The sequence below is a fragment of the Shouchella rhizosphaerae genome, from assembly GCF_036700015.1.
GTDB classification, from domain to species: Bacteria; Bacillota; Bacilli; order Bacillales; family Bacillaceae_D; genus Shouchella; species Shouchella rhizosphaerae.
Map to the genome: position 1 here is coordinate 3,963,027 of NZ_CP144921.1, position 19,731 is coordinate 3,982,757.

At 46.3% G+C, this 19,731-nt stretch carries 18 protein-coding genes; 2 read left to right on the plus strand and 16 right to left on the minus strand.

All coding sequences use genetic code 11. The features are described from left to right. Positions 1–7 precede the first annotated feature (7 nt). From V5G21_RS19790 to V5G21_RS19815, 6 genes are all read right to left on the minus strand, one after another. Positions 8–3,586, minus strand: a complete 3,579-nt coding sequence (locus V5G21_RS19790) for a dynamin family protein (protein WP_338465529.1) — start codon at positions 3,584–3,586, stop codon at positions 8–10. 66 nt (positions 3,587–3,652) lie between these two features. Then, entirely contained in the window at positions 3,653–4,312 is a 660-nt protein-coding gene (gene nth, locus V5G21_RS19795) for an endonuclease III (RefSeq protein WP_011246900.1), read from the minus strand. An 11-nt stretch (positions 4,313–4,323) separates the two neighbouring features. Beyond that, positions 4,324–5,025: a DnaD domain-containing protein gene (locus tag V5G21_RS19800; protein ID WP_011246901.1), complete on the minus strand. Its 702-nt coding sequence runs from the start codon at positions 5,023–5,025 to the stop codon at positions 4,324–4,326. 100 nt (positions 5,026–5,125) lie between these two features. Continuing rightward, the gene (gene asnS, locus V5G21_RS19805) at positions 5,126–6,418 is read right to left on the minus strand and encodes an asparagine--tRNA ligase (RefSeq protein ID WP_011246902.1); all 1,293 of its coding nucleotides are present in this window, start codon (positions 6,416–6,418) and stop codon (positions 5,126–5,128) included. A gap of 101 nt (positions 6,419–6,519) precedes the next feature. Beyond that, the gene (locus tag V5G21_RS19810; protein ID WP_063608396.1) at positions 6,520–7,011 is read right to left on the minus strand and encodes a DUF5590 domain-containing protein; all 492 of its coding nucleotides are present in this window, start codon (positions 7,009–7,011) and stop codon (positions 6,520–6,522) included. Positions 7,012–7,021: 10 nt separating this feature from the next. Then, positions 7,022–7,201, minus strand: coding sequence for a YpmA family protein (locus V5G21_RS19815; RefSeq protein ID WP_011246904.1), 180 nt, complete (start codon positions 7,199–7,201; stop codon positions 7,022–7,024). A 125-nt stretch (positions 7,202–7,326) separates the two neighbouring features. On the opposite strand from V5G21_RS19815, the gene V5G21_RS19820 reads away from it, so the two are divergent. Further along, positions 7,327–7,506 (plus strand): hypothetical protein, encoded by a 180-nt coding sequence (locus tag V5G21_RS19820; protein ID WP_035201187.1) that lies wholly within the window; start codon positions 7,327–7,329, stop codon positions 7,504–7,506. 61 nt (positions 7,507–7,567) lie between these two features. Here V5G21_RS19820 and V5G21_RS19825 read toward each other — a convergent pair whose 3' ends face one another. The 10 genes from V5G21_RS19825 to bshB1 all read right to left on the minus strand — a co-directional run bounded on the left by V5G21_RS19825 (position 7,568) and on the right by bshB1 (position 18,953). Continuing rightward, a complete protein-coding gene (locus V5G21_RS19825; protein ID WP_011246905.1) occupies positions 7,568–8,872 on the minus strand; it encodes an amidohydrolase family protein in 1,305 nt (434 codons plus the stop codon). Next, complete coding sequence (gene dinG, locus V5G21_RS19830; protein ID WP_095295312.1) at positions 8,869–11,697, minus strand: ATP-dependent DNA helicase DinG; 2,829 nt, start codon at positions 11,695–11,697, stop codon at positions 8,869–8,871. Before dinG ends, V5G21_RS19825 begins: the two co-directional genes overlap by 4 nt. 23 nt (positions 11,698–11,720) lie before the next feature. Next, entirely contained in the window at positions 11,721–12,653 is a 933-nt protein-coding gene (locus tag V5G21_RS19835) for a tetratricopeptide repeat protein (protein WP_338465037.1), read from the minus strand. Positions 12,654–12,726: 73 nt separating this feature from the next. After that, entirely contained in the window at positions 12,727–13,110 is a 384-nt protein-coding gene (gene panD / locus V5G21_RS19840; RefSeq protein ID WP_011246908.1) for an aspartate 1-decarboxylase, read from the minus strand. Beyond that, positions 13,061–13,969 carry a pantoate--beta-alanine ligase gene (gene panC, locus V5G21_RS19845; RefSeq protein ID WP_011246909.1) on the minus strand — a complete coding sequence of 303 codons (909 nt, stop codon included), beginning with the start codon at positions 13,967–13,969 and terminating at the stop codon, positions 13,061–13,063. Before panC ends, panD begins: the two co-directional genes overlap by 50 nt. Then, positions 13,966–14,805 carry a 3-methyl-2-oxobutanoate hydroxymethyltransferase gene (gene panB, locus V5G21_RS19850; protein ID WP_095235868.1) on the minus strand — a complete coding sequence of 280 codons (840 nt, stop codon included), beginning with the start codon at positions 14,803–14,805 and terminating at the stop codon, positions 13,966–13,968. Before panB ends, panC begins: the two co-directional genes overlap by 4 nt. Positions 14,806–15,018: 213 nt before the next feature. Beyond that, the gene (locus V5G21_RS19855; RefSeq protein WP_011246911.1) at positions 15,019–15,984 is read right to left on the minus strand and encodes a biotin--[acetyl-CoA-carboxylase] ligase; all 966 of its coding nucleotides are present in this window, start codon (positions 15,982–15,984) and stop codon (positions 15,019–15,021) included. Continuing rightward, positions 15,981–17,111 (minus strand): CCA tRNA nucleotidyltransferase, encoded by a 1,131-nt coding sequence (locus V5G21_RS19860; protein ID WP_338465038.1) that lies wholly within the window; start codon positions 17,109–17,111, stop codon positions 15,981–15,983. Before V5G21_RS19860 ends, V5G21_RS19855 begins: the two co-directional genes overlap by 4 nt. Further along, positions 17,108–18,250: an N-acetyl-alpha-D-glucosaminyl L-malate synthase BshA gene (gene bshA / locus V5G21_RS19865; RefSeq protein ID WP_035201196.1), complete on the minus strand. Its 1,143-nt coding sequence runs from the start codon at positions 18,248–18,250 to the stop codon at positions 17,108–17,110. The genes V5G21_RS19860 and bshA overlap by 4 nt, the downstream gene beginning before the upstream one ends. 1 nt (position 18,251) lies before the next feature. After that, entirely contained in the window at positions 18,252–18,953 is a 702-nt protein-coding gene (bshB1, locus tag V5G21_RS19870; RefSeq protein WP_011246914.1) for a bacillithiol biosynthesis deacetylase BshB1, read from the minus strand. Positions 18,954–19,186: 233 nt separating this feature from the next. Between bshB1 and V5G21_RS19875 the strand changes: the two genes are divergently transcribed. Continuing rightward, positions 19,187–19,489 carry a hypothetical protein gene (locus V5G21_RS19875; protein ID WP_035201668.1) on the plus strand — a complete coding sequence of 101 codons (303 nt, stop codon included), beginning with the start codon at positions 19,187–19,189 and terminating at the stop codon, positions 19,487–19,489. The last annotated feature ends 242 nt before the right edge of the window (positions 19,490–19,731 follow it).

Genomic DNA, 19,731 nt, shown 5'->3' on the forward strand with positions numbered 1-19,731 from the left:
GCTTATCTTATAGCTGCGCCTTTTGGTTTGCTGTCTCTTGTTCAAGCCAGTTTTGTAATGCGGTGTTTTCTTGTTCCATTTGCTGGGCAAACTCCCGGCTACTAACGGTTTCAAGCCGTTGCAACTGTAATGCAATGGCGCTTTCCATCCGATCTTTCTCTGCCATAAAGGCCGTCTGTACCGCTTGGATGACTGCTTCCTTGCAACGCGCTTCCTCATCGCGTACATAAGCAACAGCTGAAGCAGCTAGTTCTGCTGCCGCTTGTTCTTTTACATGGTCCAGTTCTCCGCCTTCAAACAGCGATTTAAGCGATTGAAAGTTCTTTGCATATCGCTCAGTATCAAATCGAATATCAGGAGGTTCCACTTGAAAAGCAAACGGAATTGTTTCTTGCTCTTCCAAATAAAATGCTTCATAAGCTTGCTGAATCGCTTGCTCCCACTCTTTCAACCAACGCCTATAATGGCGTTTAAATGATAGCGTCAAACGAACGGCAGTGGCCCTCGCTTCTTGGGCAAGAAATGAACTGCTGTCTTCTCCCCACTCGCGCAACGCTTTTGCTAGTGATTCACGCTGTGCTTTTTTTGTCGTTCCCTGTACAGTCGCGACATTTACATGTTCGCCAAACCCATCACGTAACATGTATTGCATCCGTTCGCGCAAATAAAGAAACAATTCGCTAGCTTCTTGCTGGAGCCGCTGTTTAAGTGGTTCCCCTGCTTCCCGGCAAAACGCATTGTACATTTGCGCAAGCGATTCGCTTATTTCGTCTATATGTTGTTTTTGGCTCCCTGCCCCCGCTTTTGCATAAGTAGCCATTTGTTGTAAGTAGCGGTTATATGCTGCGACCTCTTCATAAAGAATGTCCACATTCAGCTGTTTAAACGTTTGCAGCATTCGTCCGTACAATTCATTTTCAAATGCAGCAAACAATCCAGTTACAGGCTTGCCTGCTCGCTTTTCGGCCAAGGCAATTTTGCTCGATATTGGGTACAAAGCAGCGTTTTCTACCCCCGCGCTTTGCAACGAACGTAACACATATGCCTCAACCCCTTTTTGCTCGCTTTGATTAGCGGCTAAATCAACCGCATTTAAAACGAAGTAAAGCTTGTTGCTTGTGAATTGTTTATTAATTTTACCAAGTTGTTCAATAAAGCGGGCATCGGTTTTAGAAAACGAATGGTTGTAGTACGTTACATAAAAAATTGCATCCGAACGCCTTACTTGTTCGTAAGCGACATTTGTATGACGGCCATGAATGGAATTGACGCCAGGTGTGTCAACGAGCGTCAGTCCTTGCGTTGTCAACAGGCAATCGTAGTAAATGCACACATCGGCAATTAAACAAGCATGGGCTTCGTTGGCAACAAGTTCACTAAGTTCTGTTAATGGAACAGTGGTTGTTGTCGATAACAACATTTCTCTTTGCTTCAAGCTAGCGGCAAGCGTCTGTAAATAGGCACGCGCTTGCTTTTTGGCAGCTGTTTCAGTTTTGACACCTGCCAGCTTAAAGGATGTTAATGTTTCTGGTGTAAGAGTGAGCGACAATAGTTTGCCGATCGAGGCAATTTCTTGTTCGAGCTCTTGATAGCCTTTATACCGAATTTGGACAGTGCCATGGCTAAATGAATCGGTTGCTTGCTGCACACGGGTGACCGTCGCCGTTGTTGGATGTGGGGATGTTGGCAAGACATCCGCGCCAAGCAGAGCGTTGGCAAAACTTGATTTGCCAGCGCTAAAAGCACCAAACAAAGAAATGGTAAACTGCTGTTCTTCCATTTGCTTGAGGCGACGTTCAAGGCGCTCTCGCCACTCGCTGCCCCATATGTTCGCTTGGTATTGACGGAGCAGCGTACGCAAAGCGCTTTTGTTTGGTTCATGGCTAAAACGCAGCCGCTCTGTTGGCTTCTCTTGCTCCTCTGCAGCGAAAAGCGCCTCGTCTGAAAAGACGATGTCTTTTACCCAATTCGTCTGTTGCTGCTCGTCTTCTGGCAGCTGCTGTTTTCGCGCTTCCTGCAACGCCTGTTCAAATGCACCGTTGTCGCTCACTCTTTTCGCAGCACTTTCAAGGCTTTCCACTTGATTCGCATAGGCTTGGTTGAGTTGTACCCATTTTTCGACAAGTGGTTTTAAGCGTTGATGCTGTTCAAGTTCAGCCTTTCCTTTTTCCAACGCCGTTTGATCTGCTGTTCGCAAGCCAGCTTGTGCTTTTTCTAAAGCAGCATTAGCCCGTTTTTTTACCTCACGGATAATCTCGTCTGTGCGTTCTTTCGCAAATTGGTAGGCGTACTCTCTCCCGACGGTTTCCGTCGGTGCGTGCTTGCTTACAAACGACTCATCAATGTGGAAAGCGGTGCGCTCAACCGCTTCAAGAAATGCTTCTTTATTTGCTAAACGGTCTACTGGAATCGTTTGCAAAGAACGTTTGACATGAAAAACAAGCTGCGACTGGATTTGATCGTCTAACGCTCGTGTTAACTGTTTAAGGAGCCGCATCCGTTCTTCTTCGGTTTTCTTTTTAGAAAAAAACCAACCGACACGGAAGTTTGGCTGAAGGGTTTCCAGCCATTGTTGCGTTTGTTCCATAAGCGCAGCATTAAACAATGTCGCTTGTCGGAAAAGCGATTGCCACTCACCCTGGAATTGACTCTGCCTGTTTTGATGCGCATCCTTTAAGCGCTCAAGGCGCTCGTACTCTTCTTGGTAAGAAAGCAGCGTTTCGAAAGAGGCACCTTGGGCAGCTGCCTGTTCATCAAGGAGATGAACCGCTTCGTCTTTTTCTTCCTGGAGACGCCGCTGCACAGATTTATAAAAACTGTGTTTCAACCGGTTTTTGCTTGCTTCAGCTAAGCGGTTGCCGGCTAAAAGCAATGCTTTCATTTCCTGTTTAAACCGGACTAGTTCGTTTTCAGGGATACCTGTTTTTTTCATGCTCGTATAATAAATCGTTACATACCGGATGCCCCATTCTTTAAGCGTGCTTTCAATACTTTCCCTGTATGCAGCAAACGAAAGTTCTCCTTCTTCATGTTTATCAATTTGGTTAATCACTAAAAACAGAGGCTTTCCTTCTGTGCTAAGTTGTTTTAAAAAATAGAGGTTCGTTTCTGCTTTTACATGGTTATAATCCATAACAAATACAATTGCATCGGTTGTATAAAGGGCATCTAATGTCACACGTTGATGAGTAGGATCCGTCGAGTCGACGCCAGGTGTATCCATAAGTTCGCTGCCATGTTTTAAAAAAGGAATGGGGGCATAAATGCGCAGCCGTTTGATTTTAGTGCCGTCCATGCCTGAACGTTTGACAGCATCCCAATCAATTGCCCCTTGCCAGTTTTCCTCTTCGCCACTTGCTTTCTCTAATACAACACGAATGTCGCCTTGGCCAATGATTACTTGGTTTGCGCTTGTCGGAATCGGGCTCGTTGGCAACAGAGGCGCACCAAGAAGCTCATTCAGAAGCGTCGATTTCCCGGCGGAAAAATGGCCGCTAAAAGCGAGGCGAAACGATTGCTTTGTCTCAATCGCCTGCCAATTTTGCTTTTCTTTTTCTGTCCACTCTACAGTCGTCGTTCCAGTCATTCCGCTCACTTCTGTCTTCCTTTCTATTTTCTCTATCGTATTTGCAAATTTAGCGCATCCGTCTGTTCATGCTTCAACCATGCTTTTTTTCATGCGCTTTTTTCCTTCCCTACACATGTCTAACAGAGGACATGTCGGGCATTTCGGCGCTTGCGCTTTGCAATGGTAACGGCCAAAAAAAATCAGTCGATGGTGGGCATCGGACCAATCTTCTTTTTTAATTTTTTTCATTAGCGTCTCTTCAACTTGGCGGACATTGTCTTTCCAACGACAAATGCCAAGGCGTTTTGAGACTCGCTCTACATGGGTGTCAACGGCAATGGCTGGCTCGCCAAAAGCGACACTTGTCACGACATTTGCTGTTTTTCTACCGACGCCAGCAAGGGACTCAAGCTGTTCCCTCTCTCTAGGCACTTGTCCATCAAAATGCTCAAGCAGTGACTGAGACAACTTTTTAATGTTTTTTGCCTTGTTTCGATAGAGGCCAATGGAACGGATATCTTCTTGTAGTTCTTCTAAAGGGACTTGCACGTAGTCTTCTGGCGTTTTATATTTGGCAAACAACTTCGGTGTTACTTTGTTGACGAGTGCATCAGTACACTGAGCAGAAAGGACAACTGCAATTAACAACTCAAACGGATTGGAATGGGTTAGCTCGCATTCAGCTTCTGGAAAAAGCTCTCCCATTTGATCAATTGCATATTGTGTATCTTTTTTTGACAACATCGCGAAACTCCTTATAAATTTTCGAGCCAATGAAAACCAGGAATGTCTTGCGTATTGGCCGTTTCTCTTCGTGGTTTAGACGTGCTTTTTTTACGGAACCGCTCACTATGGGCTTTGGCCTCTTCTACCGTCTTAATGCTATTGCGCTTCCATTCAAACAGAATTCGGTCAATATAACGGAAATTGAGCTTTCCAGAAACAACGGCTTCTCGCAAAGCGGCGCTAATTAATTCAGCCGAGTGCTTGTCTTCGTCGAGCCACATGGACAATGTTTCAGCCTCGATTGGGGAAAGCGGCCTGGCGAATTCCTGTTCAAACTGTTGATACAGCTCCCCTTCTTGCTTTTTTTGCGTTTTTGTCTGCACGTCTCTGCCTTTTTGTTCGAGCAAACGGATCAACGCGGCCCACAATGGTTCAAGCGTATAGTTCTCATAAAAAACCCCTGTATCATCAAGGCGATTCTCAATGGCAAGCAGCTTTTTTTTCACGAGTGCACCGATTAATTTGGCGCAATCATCGAGGTTGATTGACATGCGTTCGCTTAATAACTGTGGAGTTGGAAACGCATCGCCTCCATCTAAAAACGACTGAATGTGCAAAATAGCAACGAATTCATACTCGTCTAGTTGTAGATCGGTATAATGTTCTAGTAGCAGCGAAGGGATCGATAAATGCTTTTGCTGCGCCCATTTTAAAAATACGTGCTGATTCATTCAAACCACCTCTTGAAGCTATAGTATACCATGGGCTAAGGGACGGTTGGGAAAAAACAAAAGGCCGGCTTGAAAAATTCCAAGGCCAGCCTCGTTCTGTTTATGGGTACAGGCGGTTCAATAACCGTGGAAACGGAATCGTCTCCCTGACATGTTCCGTACCGGACAGCCACGCTACCGTACGTTCGAGCCCTAAGCCAAAGCCTGAATGGGGAACAGACCCGTATTTACGCAAATCCAAATACCATCCATACGCATCTAACGGCAAATTGTGCTTTTCCAGTTCTTGTTTAAGCAAATCGTAATCATGAATCCGTTCAGACCCGCCAATGATTTCTCCATATCCTTCTGGAGCAATTAAGTCTGCACAAAGGACAACATCGTCACGATCAGGGGCAGGCTGCATGTAAAACGGCTTTAATGACCTTGGGTAACGTGTAATAAACACCGGTTTGTCGAAATGCTCAGCAATCGCTGTTTCATGCGGAGAGCCAAAATCATCGCCCCATGAAATGTCATCAAACCCTTTTTCTTTGAGCAAATCAAGCGCTTCATCATAGGTGATCCGCGGAAACGGTGCTTTGATTGCTTCCAGTTTCGTTACATCCCGGCCAAGTTGCTTCAATTCCAGTTGACAATGGTCAAGAACAGCTTTGGCCAAGTGGGCCACATACTGCTCTTGAATCTCTAAGCTTTCCTCGTGTTCCACAAATGCCATTTCCGGTTCAATCATCCAGAACTCAATTAAATGGCGTCGTGTTTTTGATTTTTCAGCGCGGAATGTCGGGCCAAATGTAAAAACGCGCCCTAACGCCATCGCTCCTGCTTCAGCGTAAAGTTGGCCGCTTTGGGACAAGTACGCATCTTCATCAAAATACTTTGTATGGAAAAGCTCTGACGTCCCTTCAGGCGAGCTGCCTGTTAAAATCGGCGAATCCAACTTTGTAAAGCCACGCTCACTGAAAAAGTCATACGTCGAACGAATGATTTGACTGCGGATTTTCATAATTGCATGTTGCCGTTTTGAACGTAGCCATAAATGGCGGTGATCCATTAAAAACTCGGTTCCATGTTGTTTTGGTGTGATCGGGTAGTCAGTCGCTTGGTGAATGAGTTCGATCTGTTCTACCGAAAGCTCATAGCCTGACGGCGAGCGTTCATCTTCACGAACGGTGCCTGTAACATAAAGAGAGCTTTCTTGCGTGATCGATTTCGCTAACGCAAATACATCCTCAGGCACTTCCGCTTTGACGACGACTCCTTGAATGAAGCCTGTCCCGTCTCGCAGTTGCAAAAATGCGATTTTTCCACTTGACCGTTTGTTAGCAATCCATGCGCCGATCGTTACTTGTTCATTGACATAACGTCCCACTTGGGCGATTGTTGTTTTCACTCGTGACTCCTCCTGCCAAACGACATTTTCCGTTCTCTAAAAAAGACTTCATTATTATACCTTCATCTGTTTTTCGCCGTCAATTGGCGAATGAATTAGCATTAATTCGTGCGAATACTAAAGCTTTTCATATATTCGCCTGTTTCAAAAGCGGTGTAATAAAATAATTTCCCTTGCGTATCCGATGTATACGTAAATTCATAAACCGCTTGGCCGTTTTCATACCCAAGGCGCACGGAATCAAAAGCGGTAACGCCTAATTCTTGGGCAACGGTTTCTTTCATTTCCTCTATAGGCACACCTGCATGTTGAGGGAGCACAAGCGTTGACTCCCGTTTTTCGGGATCGTCGTTTACCCACGCAAACAGGGCTTCTCCCTCATCGCTCGTGCCAGATACGATCCAATAGCTTTCTTCTCCATGGTAAAAAGACACGTCGTCCACTTCGGCCATCATCCGTTGCTCCGTCACAAAAGCAGTCGCTTCTTTTGCTCCCTCGGTTAATGGACTACGAATCGCCGTATACAGGTAAATCCCAAGCCCAATTACAATAAGTAAAACAACAGAAAAAATGATGCTTAGCTTTTTTTTCATTCGCTTCCACTCACACTTCATAAATCGTCATTGTTATTTTTGAATGATCCTTTTCATCAAGCGCGTAGCCAAATGTCAAACCCTTGTCTTTTAAGGTTCGATTTAGTTGGTCCACTACTTTATAAAAATCATCTGTTTTCTCCACTGTCACAGTCGACAACACTTTCATTTTCATATCTGAACGCTCCAAAACGACACGCCCCTTCCTTCGTTTATACACGCCAATATCTACACTCACCCACAATCATTGCTAAACATAGCCCCGACCCTTCGTGCCATACTAAGGATACGCCAGTTGAAGGGGGGCGTTTTTAAATGAATCAATATGGCTTAGCCGAGTGGTTTCAGCAGAACAAAGACAAAGCTGCTTTGCTTTGTCGGGCCAATGAGTCCATTGAAGACGTCTGGCCGTTCACACTAAAACAAACCGCATTTCCGGCGATGTTTGTCGCAACCTCTGCTCAAGGAGCAGACACGCAGGCTGAAACTGACTAAAAACCTTCTACCCACACCTCAAAACGCTGCGGACGCCGCAGCGTTTTTTAACTGCGCGTGTTCATTGTTGCAAGCGGCGAAGCTGTTCGTTCGCTTCCTTTAAAATTCGCTCTTTGTCTAGCGTAAGCAACTGCTTGTCTTTCATTAACGGCGCCCCTTGGACATACACGTCCGTTACATCAGACCCTTTCGCGGCAAAGACAAGATGGGAAACAGCCTGGCTGCTTGGGTGCAAGTGGGCTTGTTCAGGGTTAAGCATAATAAAATCAGCTTGCTGACCTACTTCGATCGTCCCTAGATTGGCAAAGCGCAATGCTTTCGCACCGTTGGACGTAGCCATATTCAATCCTTCCCATGTCGTGACAATGTCAGCTTGTTCATTAATGCCCCGCTGCAGCAACACGGCTGTGCGCATTTCTTCAAATAAGTCGAGAGCGTTATTGGAAGCAACCGAATCCGTGCCAAGGGAAACAACGATGCCATGTTTTTGCATACTTGCTACTTGGGCAATGCCTGAGCCAAGTTTCAAATTGCTTTTCGGATTGTGGGAAACAGCTGCTTGATGAGCGCCCAACAGTTCATAATGCTGCTCATGCATATGGACGCCATGGGCAAACAGCCATTCTGTCCCGCTAAGTAGATCTCTTTCTTGCAAAAGCTCAACTGGATGCATTCCATATTCATCCATATAATCGTGGATTTCTTTTCTTGTTTCAGCAAGATGCATATGGACAGGCAAACCTTCTTGGCGAGCAGCTTCCACAATGCGCTCGATGTAATCAGGCGGGCATGTATACGGGGCGTGAGGGGCGAGCATCGTTTGAATCCGCCCATTTGCCTGTTTATGCCATCTTCTTGCAAACCCAAGAGATTCTGCTAATTTTTCTTCCTGTTCTTCTTTTGAACAGAGGCCGATCACAGACCGCATCAATGTTGCCCGCATGCCTGCTTCTTCAACCGCCGCAGCGAAATCGTCCAGATGCAAATGGTACATTTCTAAAAACGTCGTTGTTCCAGATTCAATCATCTCCACCATACTTAAAAGGCGGGCTGCTTCTACTGCTTTTTGGTCAAGTTTTTGTTCCAGTGGCCAAATGTGTTCTGCAAGCCACTTAGACAGAGGCAAGTCATCGCTAACGCCACGGAACAAAGACATGCCTGTATGTCCGTGCGTGTTGATTAGCCCTGGCATGAGCCATTTTTTATCAGCATTGACTACATTCGCTCCTTTTGCAGCCTCTTCTGCCGGCTCCCCGTGCTCAATCGCCGTAAATACGCCGTCTTCAATGACGACATAGCCATGCTCGTGTATCGTCCTTGCTTCATTCATCGTTATTACTTTTGCATTTTTGATGATCGTCTTCACGACTGTTCCTCCCTAAAGTCAAGGTGATCTTCAAGCAACCTTTCCAGCTTCCCTTCGTATACTGGTACATCCGGCAGCGAATCGATGAATGTCCGACCATAACGGGTTGTTACAATCCGCCGGTCAAAAACAAAGATGAGCCCTCTGTCTCCTTTCGTACGAATTAACCGCCCAAATCCTTGTTTAAAACGAATGACTGCTTGAGGGAGAGCCAAATCAGTAAAAGGGTTTTTCCCCTCTGCTTTTGCTCGCTCCATTTGTGCCCGGTTTAATGGCAAATTCGGCGGTGCAAATGGAAGCCTGACAATAATGAGGCACTCCAACTCGTTGCCTGGGAGGTCGATTCCTTCCCAAAAGCTATTTGTGCCAAACAGCACTGCCCTTTGCTCAGCTTGTTTGAATAACTTTAACAGCCTCATCCGCGAACCGCTGGTCACTCCTTGGCCAATTAACGCCAATTTGCCTTCGTCGTTTAAGTCCTTTACATAATAAAATACCTTTTTGAGCATATCATAAGAAGTAAAGAGGACAAGCGCTTTTCGTTGCATCACTTCCGTAATTCGCCATATTTTAATGGCGATGTCCTGTGCAAACAGCTCATCATCTGGGCCACGGACATCGGGAATATCATAAGGAATAAGCAATTTTGCTTGCTGCGCATAAGAAAAAGGAGACTCAATTTGTTTCGTTTTCACACCAAAATCAACTAAGCCTAGCCTGTCAATTTGGTAATCAAATGATTGGTTGACTGTCAAAGTCGCCGATGTCAGAACGACGCTTTTCTTTTTGGCAAAAAATTGGTCAGCCAGCCTTTCTGAGACTTCAATCGGCTTTGCATACAAATAAGTAGCATTTTTTGCCCCTTTTGGCTCCACTTCAATCCAGTAAACATAATTGTCGTCGTATTCAAGGAGGAGCTCATACAGCAATTGTACCGTTTCCTCAAAAGCAGCAATTGCCCCTTGTGTATCAGCTAGAAGAGAACGGCTTTCGTATTCCGCTTCCACTTTTTCCTCGACTACTTGATAAGCCGCCTTTAAAGCCGCCAGCACTTGCTCGCCGTGAAGCTGCAAGCGCATCGCGCACTCAAGAATCGCTTGCCAAAGCATGCCTTCTTCTGAAAAGCTTTTATATACATAACTAATACGCCCTACATCTGTCGCATTGCTTTCTTGTGCGTCTAAAGCAAACACGTGGATCATTCGGAACAGTTCATCGGTGTCTTCTCGAAAGCGAACAAGCCCTTCTTTTGCGTCGTCAAGCGCTAGCGGCTGCTTCATTTGTTCCCCGAGCGTTTCTAAACGCGCGATGGCACCGTATTCGTGATGGTCATCACCGATGCGTTGAATGGCAAAACTAACCGATAAAAAACTAGCCGTTAGCCCAAAGTAAGCGCTCGCCGCCTCTTGGAAATGATGGGCTTCATCAATGACCGCGTGGCTATAGGAGGGCAAAACCGAATGAGTTTGCACAACGTCTGTTAACAGCAATGCATGGTTCGTAATAATTAAATCTGCTTTTTTCGCTTGCCGGCGAGAGCGATGGTAAAAACACCGGGAAAACCACGGATTGTACTTGCCTAAATCAGACTCGGGGTCGCTTTGGACCATTGGCCAAAAGCTGCGCCCTCCTGTTGTCAAATTTAACTCTTCCACATCGCCATAATCTGTTTCAAGCAGCCAAACAAGCAATTGGGCTTTCGTTAAACAAACGTCATAAGAGTCGTTTTCTAGCTGTTGCAACGCCTGTTCAAATTTGCGTAAATCGAGATAATGGCTCCTTCCTTTGAGGACAGCCGTACGTAGTGGAAAAGGAACAATGGAAGCAAGCAAGCGCAAATCTCGTTGCAATAGTTGCTCTTGCAACGGAATCGTATAGGTCGACAGCACCACTGGCTTTTTCTTGGAGTAAGCAAAGTAAGCGCTCGGTACTAAATACGCCAACGTTTTCCCAGTGCCGGTACCGGCTTCAATAAGCGCATGGGCGTGTTCTTCAAACGCAGCGTAAACTTCTTTCATCATCTGCTTTTGCCCTGGACGATCTTCAAATGAGTCAAAGACACGGGCGATGGCGCCACTACTAGAAAAAAGCTCGTCCTCTACTTCAACAAACGGTTTATGGTCGGATGACTCGCTGCTTTCGCTCTCCTCTGCCACGCGCTTAAGCGCCAGTTGCCGAAACAAGTCATATTCTCTTTCGTCTTCGTTTACTTTCATCCATTTTTTTTGAATCAACGGCCGCGTTAATACGTCCCAGTCGCTTTTCAATCCCTTTGCGACTTGCTCTAATGATTGCAATGTCACAAGCGGCAGCCGTTCTAGTTTATGTAAGAGTTTAATAAACAGTTCTGCTGTTATTTCTGCGTCGCTATCAGCGCGATGGGGTCGATCGTGGTCCATATCAAGGCTGCTTGATAGCTCTGACAATTTGTAGCTTTCCTGCGTCGGCAACAATACCCTTGAAAGTTCAACGGTATCAAATTGGCAACATTTTGGAAGCCTTAATCCTTCTGTTTCCAATTGCGCTTCTAAAAAGCCTTTATCAAAAGGCACGTTATGGGCAACTAAACTGGAGCCTTCCATAAAGGCAAGCAAATCGGTTGCAATTTCTCGAAAAACAGGCGCCCCCTCCACATCTTTATCCGTGATGCCTGTTAATTCTGTAATAAAAGGCGGAATGCTGCAACCAGGATCCACAAATGTTGAGAACCGATCCGTAATCGTGCAACCTTCCACCTTAACAGCTCCAATTTGTATCATTTTTGCGCCTTGATCTGGCGAGTTTCCGGTTGTTTCCAAATCAATGACAACAAACGATTGAGACACGTTTACACCTCTATTCGGAAGCCTTACCCTCCTTGGGCAGCCTGCAACATGCACCATGATTCATACGCTTGCTGGCTTGTCTTGCCAAGCTCGAACAATAAATCAACAGCACGGCTATCTCCTGACAATGCTTGGTTCCAGGCAAAGCCATGAAGCAACTCCGGCGTTTTCCCGTTAATAAACATTAACTGTTCGTAACTGTAGCATGCCAATTCATGTTCGCCATACCATTCAGTTAGCTTTGCCAGCGCCAAAAGCGCTTCGCTCGAATCAACGTTCTCTGCGCAATCAAGCCATACGCCACGCGCTTCCTCAACCATTCCACCTTTATAAAGCGAAAGACCAAGCAACATCAAAGCATCGGCATCGTCGCGTACTTGCGTATAAGAGTGAAAATAAGCTGCAGCACTATCGTAAGCTTCCAACCAATAATAACATATGCCTAAATTATACACGACATCAGGGTTGTCTGTTAATGAATTTGCTTTTTCTAAAAACAATATCGCTTCTTCTGCTCGGCGGGCAACCATTTCGATGATGCCAATGCCTAGGTAAGCAAAGTGGGTGACGAGCGGATCAAAAGATACTTGCAATACATATAAAAAGCCGCTTCTCGCTTCTTCAAATTTCTCCGTGTATAAGAAAGCATAGGCAATATACAACAGACGAATATTTTCTCTTTCGCCTTCAGCCTCTTCGTTTTTCAAACAACAAAGCGCTTCCTCAAACTGATGGGCATCGAACAGAATCGTCCCTTTTGATTCGTACACAAACATTGGAGCCGCTTCTTTTAACCGCTGCCGCAATTGGTGCAACGCCTCATCCATCGCTCCCCAAACATCCAGTACTTGCTGCGTCATCTGTTCAAGCACGATCACATCATCCATGCTTTTGCTAGTCGGCGACTGCCAAATATTTTGGTAAAGTGCTTGCCACTCGTTAATCCATGAATGCAAAAAAATCCCTCCCCCTATTGGCAAAATGCCTTGTTTCATTCAGTGTGTATCACCAGGGGAGGGAATATGCGTGCTAACGGACGGTAGAAGCTGGCTCTGTGCCTAACATTTCCACAATTCGGTTGTTCTCATCCAAAATCGCCACTTTCGGCTGATGGGCTAGGGCTTCTGCGTTTTCCATCATCGCATAAGACAAAATGATGACGACGTCTCCAGGTTGGACTTTTCGCGCGGCGGCACCATTTAAACAGATGCCCCCTTCTCCTCTTGGCCCTTTAATGACATACGTTTCAAACCGTTCACCATTGTTGTTGTTCACAATTTGTACTTTTTCATTTTCAAGCAAATCAACTGCATCCATGAGGTCTTCATCTATGGTGATGCTGCCCACATAGTTTAAATTTGATTCAGTCACCCGTGCACGATGCAATTTTGCTTTCATCATTGTCCGATACATCGTTCAACCCTCCGTTGCGATTGTTCATGTCAATTAAGATGTGGTCAATTAAACGTGCTTTCGAAAATTGGTAAGCGAGAGCCAAAATGACAATGCCGTCGCTTTGCTCAACTTTTTTAAGGGATGGATACTCATACGCTTCGACATAGTCTATGCAGCCTAGAGGCAATGCAGCAAGATGTTGCCGCACTTGTTGGACAAGGTCGCTTAGTTGGCTTGTCGGCGACTTTGCTGCATCACGTAGGGCAGCATATAACTTCGGTGCGACTTGGCGTTCTGCTGGCGTCAAATTGGCGTTGCGGGAGCTCTTCGCCAAGCCGTCGTCTTCGCGAACAGTCGGACAAGCCACAATCGTTACAGGAAGGAAGAACTCCTTAACAAGTTGTTTAATAATGGCGACTTGCTGCGCGTCTTTTTCACCAAAAAAGGCAAAATCAGGCTGAACAAGCATAAACAATTTCAACACAACGGTAGCTACTCCATCAAAATGGCCAGGGCGGCTTTTGCCGCATAACACGTTGGCACCTTGTTTCACATGAACCGTTTGCGTATACCCATCGGGGTATATTTCTTCATCCGTTGGGCAAAACAGCACATCGCACCCTGCCTCTTCTGCTAACACGCGGTCTTTTTCCAATTGTCTTGGGTATTCATGATAGTCCTCATGAGGGCCAAATTGCAGGGGGTTCACATAAATGCTGACAACGACCAAGTCGCATGTTTGCGCACAGGCACGCACCAACGACTGGTGACCGCCATGCAATGCACCCATCGTTGGCACAAAGCCAATCGTTTTCCCTTGTTCACGTGCGTCCTGCAACTGTTCTTGCAACTGGCTTGTTGTTTGCACTTCGATCATTTTTTGTCGCCCCCATACACAGCCAACCAGCCTGTATCGTTCGTTGTATACGTATGGGCTTCTTCAGGAAATGCCCGTTGTTTTACATCGGTGACATAAGAAGCGAGCCCTTCCTCAATGATTGGCGATACAGCCGTATATTGTTTGACAAATTTCGCCACTCGTTCCGACTCGTAGCCAATCACGTCGTGATAAACAAGGACTTGGCCATCTGTCTCTGCTCCAGCGCCAATGCCAATAATCGGCACGTTGATTTCTTTAGCCAACAGGGCACCAAGCTGCTTTGGCACACACTCAACGACAATGGCAAACGCGCCTGCTTGTTCCAATGCCTGTGCGTCAGCAAGCAATTGTTCGCCTTCTTCTTGCGCCTTTCCTTGCACGCGATAGCCGCCTAAAACACCGACTGATTGTGGCGTCAAGCCGATATGGCCAACGACAGGCACACCCGCTGCCGTTAGACGTTGCACAGTGCTGGCAATGTCTGCGCCTCCTTCCAGCTTTACCGCATCGGCTCCTGCCTCTTGCAACAGCCTGCGCACATGGCCAGCCGTTTCAGAAAAGGAGCTATGGTACGTTAAAAACGGCATATCCGTGACAACAAATGTGTTCGGCGCCCCACGTTTGACTGCTTTCGTATGCAACACCATATCATCAACGCTTACAGGAACCGTGGAGTCGTAACCAAGCACTACCATTCCGAGGGAATCTCCGACAAGGATCATGTCTACGCCAGCTCGTTCTGCCAAGCGGGCAGAAGGAGCATCATAAGCCGTAAGCATCGCAATCGGCTCACCATCTCGCTTCATTTGTTTAAACGTTTTTGTTGTTTTCACATCGGTCCTCCTGTTTCATGTGTTCAAATTTTGAACTGCATGAAACGGCAAAACTCCTTGCGCCTAGTGCAAGGAGCCGAAGGCAACGTGAAGCTATGTCCCGGTCTCCGAAAGATCCAGGCAAGCTTTCGTTACGTTACAATCCCATACCTCTTTTGGGTGCCGTTCTAGCAGATACAGCCCTTGCGCACCTAGTATAGCACACGTTTGCCATCAGTTGTCGAGTTCAATGTCTGCAGAATAAATCAAGTGTTCTTGCCCGTCCTCGTCTTGAATGCGCAAGCGTCCGTCATCGGTAATGCCTAATGAATAGCCTTGTACAATCCGAGAAGGCGTTCGAGCAGACAGTTTCGTATGGAGGCTGACTGAGCGCGCTTCCCAGAGCGGGCGAATCGCAGCAAATCCGTTTTTTATATATTCATCGTACAGCCATTCAAATTCATTCATCACAGCGGCTACTAGCTTTGCCCTTTGAACCGGATTGCCTGTTTCCAGCTTAATCGACGTGGCGATTCCGGCTAAAGTTTCTGCGAAATCATTGCTCTCCTGATTGCAATTGATGCCGATACCGACAATGCAATAGTTCACTCGGTCAGGATCAGCAGCCATTTCCGTCAAAATGCCTACTAATTTTTTACCGCCATACAAAATATCATTTGGCCACTTGATGTCACAAACTAACCCACTTACTGCCTCAATTGCCCTTGTGACGGCTACCGCAGCCAAAAGCGTTAACTGCGGCGCTTGGCTAACGCTAATGTCTGGCCGTAAAAGCAAGCTCATCGACAGGCTTGTCCCCTTCGTAGATTGCCATTGGCGTCCAAGCCTGCCCCTTGCCCCTTGTTGTTCATTGGCGACAATAAGCGTGCCTTCTCGGGCTTCGCGGGCTGCCTCTTCATGGGCAAGAGGTTGAGTAGAGGCGACCGAATCATAACTGTGGATGTTTCGCCCAAGCGTTTTTGTTTGTAAATGTGCTTCGATATCATGCGCAAGCAAAGTGTCTGGAGAAGAGAGCAATCGATAGCCCTTCTTCGGTGCTGATTCAAGCTCGTAGCCTTGTTCTCGCAGCGCAGACAGCTGCTTCCACACGGCTGTACGGGAAACGCCGAGCTTACGGCTCATTTCCTCGCCAGAAATGTAAACACCTGACTGAAGCAGCGCCAATAACTGTCCTTTCATTTTCCATCCTCCCTCATCGTTAAAAATGCCAAAATCGCCGCCTTTTCATTTGGGCACTTTTTTGTCACAACGGCCTTTTCTGCTGCTTGTAGCGCCTCCTTCATCCACGGGCCTGGCGCAACTTTTACATGAAGCAAGTCACGGCCTGTAATCGCCAAATCGCTTTTTGCTTTTATCGGTAAGGCAGACCACTGTTCAGCCAATTCTTCTTTCTGGATGCTCGGCAATTGGCGCCCAGCACGAATCTCTTCGATTTGCATAGCGATCGCCAAACCGGAAATGTACAGCTGCCAGTCGCTCCAGCGCTGTTGTGTTTGCCGATATTCAAACGCCTTTATTCCGGCTGCCACTAGCTGTTTTCGCTTTTTCGGCAATGGCAAAGCCGCAATGCTGCTTGGTCCGCCTGTGCAAATCGCAAATTCAAGCCAAGCTCTGTCGCCACTGTCCCACTGTTGTTTTGGCAGTCGCATCAGTTCAGCTAATTGGCTGTCAGTAATTTGAATGCCTGGAAGGCGGTGAATGGCGCCTGTCTCCTGTAAAAATGCAAACGCCGCTTCTTTCTCCATTCCTTTTAACAGTTTTTCCAGTTCAACGACGACCCGTTCACGAGCGCAACGTTGCAAAGCTGCTTTTTGTACAGTTGTTTCCTTTACCAATTGCCGATCAGCCTCAAAGCCTAATGAACTAATAAACCGCGCCGCCCGCAACATTCGCAAAGGGTCTTCGCTTAAACGCTTTTGAGCATCATATGAACGTAATAGGCGTTTTTGTAAATCCTGTCTGCCTCCATAAGGGTCAATGACCTCTCTCGTTTCCGTCATTGCTAGTGCGTTAATCGTAAAATCGCGTTTTTGCAAATCTTCGGCAAGTGTCTCGCCTTTATATGTCGTTATTTCGATTGGGCCTTTTTCTCCGGGAATAAGCACCGTCTTGTGTTCCTGGTTAATGTGCACGCCTTTAGTAAAGATGTCGGCAACTTGATGAGGGGATGCTTGCGTCGCAATGTCAACGTCGTCGACATCCTTGCCAAGCAAATAGTCGCGAACAGCTCCGCCGACAATGTAGGCTTCGAAACCGGCGGCGTTTAACGTGCGAACGGCTTTAAATCCTTCCATCCAAATGCTCATAACCGCTCCTCTTTAAGCATGGCTTCATATAAATGCTCATATTGACTAACGATGTGCTGCGAATCAAACGATTGCTTTACTCGATTAAGTGCCGCTCGTTTAAAGGCTTGGCGCTTTTGATCATCTGCCAATAAGGAAATCGCTTTTGCAGCTGCCTCCTCAATGTTCCCAAGGGAGCATAAATAACCAGTTTCTTCATCTTCAACAACTTCCGGGATGCCGCCAATGTTTGTTGCGATCACTGGCACACCGCATGCCATCGCTTCAAGCGCCACTAAACCAAAACTTTCTTTTTCGCTTAACAACAACATTAAATCGCTCATAGACAACAATTCCGCCACATGCTTTTGGTTGCCTAGCATGAGGACATCGTTTGTCAAGTCGTTTTCTTCCACAAACTGCCTTGCAATCGGCAATTCTGGCCCATTGCCGATTAAAAGCAACTTCGCATCTCTGCTTTTAACAATGAGTTGAAATGTTTTCAACACGTCCATAATCCGTTTCACTGGTCTGAAATTCGAAATATGGATGATGATATCATCCGTTTCCGAAAGGCCGTAACACGCCCGCAATTGTTCCACTTGTTTTGGATAATACACTTGTTCGTCAATAAAGTTATAAACGGTCTGAATCGGCTTATCAGTACGTACTAACTCGTTTGTTTGCCGGGCCAGATCATAGGACACAGCTGTGACAATGTCTGACTGTTCAATCCCATAGCGAATAAGCGGTCGCAAAGACGGCTCAAATCCAAGTACGGTAATATCTGTACCGTGGAGCGTCGTCATGATCTTTATGTCTTTACCACTCATCTCCCGTGCAAGAATCGCACAAATCGCATGGGGTACAGCATAATGGACATGGAGCAAATCAAGATCATGAGTTAAGATCACTTCAGCAATCTTGCTGGCCGCACTCAAGTCATGGGGCGGATGTTTAAATACAGCGTATTGGTTGACTTCAACTTGATGAAAAAAAATGTTTGGGTAAACTTTATCATCAAGGCGGAAGGGGATTTCCGTCGTAATAAAATGGACTTCATGCCCCCGAGAGGCCAGTTGTTTTCCTAGTTCTGTCGCCACCACGCCTGATCCTCCGACTGTTGGGTAACAGCTAATGCCAATTCGCAATTTTTCCACGTCAGCGCCCGCACCCTTCTAATAAATTTGCCATCACAAGTGGCTTCTCGGCAACAAACCCTTCAGCTAATGCCACCCCTACTTCTTTGCCAAACAAACGATCTCTCGCAATCACTGCTTCAATATAACCATCAGTTAATGGCGTCTGCACTCCGCCTTGTGCAACAAATTGGCTTTTGTATGCTTGAAGTGCCGCCACTTTAGCTGAATGGTTATCTGTTACATCAACAACAAAGTCAGGCTTGGCAAAGCCATTAATAAAATAGCTGTACGCTGCTTTTACTTTATGGGGTTCACCATTGCCGTAACGGCGAATGCCCGCATTAAAAATGGCTTCTTTGATTAGAGCCCCACACTGACCGTGATCGGGATGGCGGTCAGCCGCCGGCATAAAGACGAGCGTTGGCCTTGTCAAGCGGATAATGTCAACCACTTCCTCCAGTTTTTCCTCGCCTATGTACGTTAGTCCCCTATCAGGCAATTCCAATTGATAACGTGCGCGCACTCCTAATTGTTCTGCAGCTGCTTTTGCTTCCTGCTGCCGGCTCGCTATATCGCCATTCGACGACAACTCAGCAAGCGTTAAAGTAAGAAAAGCGACGTTGTACCCTTTTTGTATGTAAGTTGCAACCGTTCCCCCCATGCCGATTTCAATATCGTCTGGGTGGGCGCCGCAAGCTAAAATATCAACCGTTTCTGCCATTCTCCCTTATCCCTTCTTTCCATCTCGCTAACACTATACCATATTACCAAAACAGACAAAAAACAGCGCGCTTTTCGCGTTGCCTACATACGAACTTATGGCTGCTTTATTTGCTAAAAAGAGTGCTCTAAAGCATGTTCGCCCAGTAAGAATCGCATAAAATGAGACAATTGCCGCACACTAAAATGATTCGTTCATCGTCTACACATGCAAAAAAGAAAGGCGGCATCCTTTTGGACTTTCCAATTATCCATACAAACATATGGGACGGAGTCATTGCCATACCAGGCATTGTCCTATTTATCCAAATAATAAAGTTTATGACGCCAATCAAACACCGCTATTTGCCAACGCTTGCCACAATAGCCGGCTTATTACTTTCCATATTTGTCAGCCATCGCCACAGCTTGTCAGCGGGCCTATTTATGGGTTTCCTATACGGCAATGGGGCAGTAGGATTATACGCATCCTTCAAAACGGCTTGGCTTGCCTTTCGAAAAGACAACAACCGTCCAGACGAATACCATCCATACTAGTTCTCATCTTTTTAGTAAACCTGCGCCCAGCTGTAGCTGCTCCTTTTCTAATAGGATATGACCTTCACACAAGTGGACTGACCAACTATTTCCTCTCAGCTAACCGATCCTCCTGCGGCTTGTTCCACATTCGATTGCGTTTTTTGATACGCCCAGGCTGTATGAGCGATGCAGCCTTTGGGAGAAGGCCGTTAGCGTTTTATGATAAAAATAAAAGCAACCAGTAATCGTTTTTGGTATAG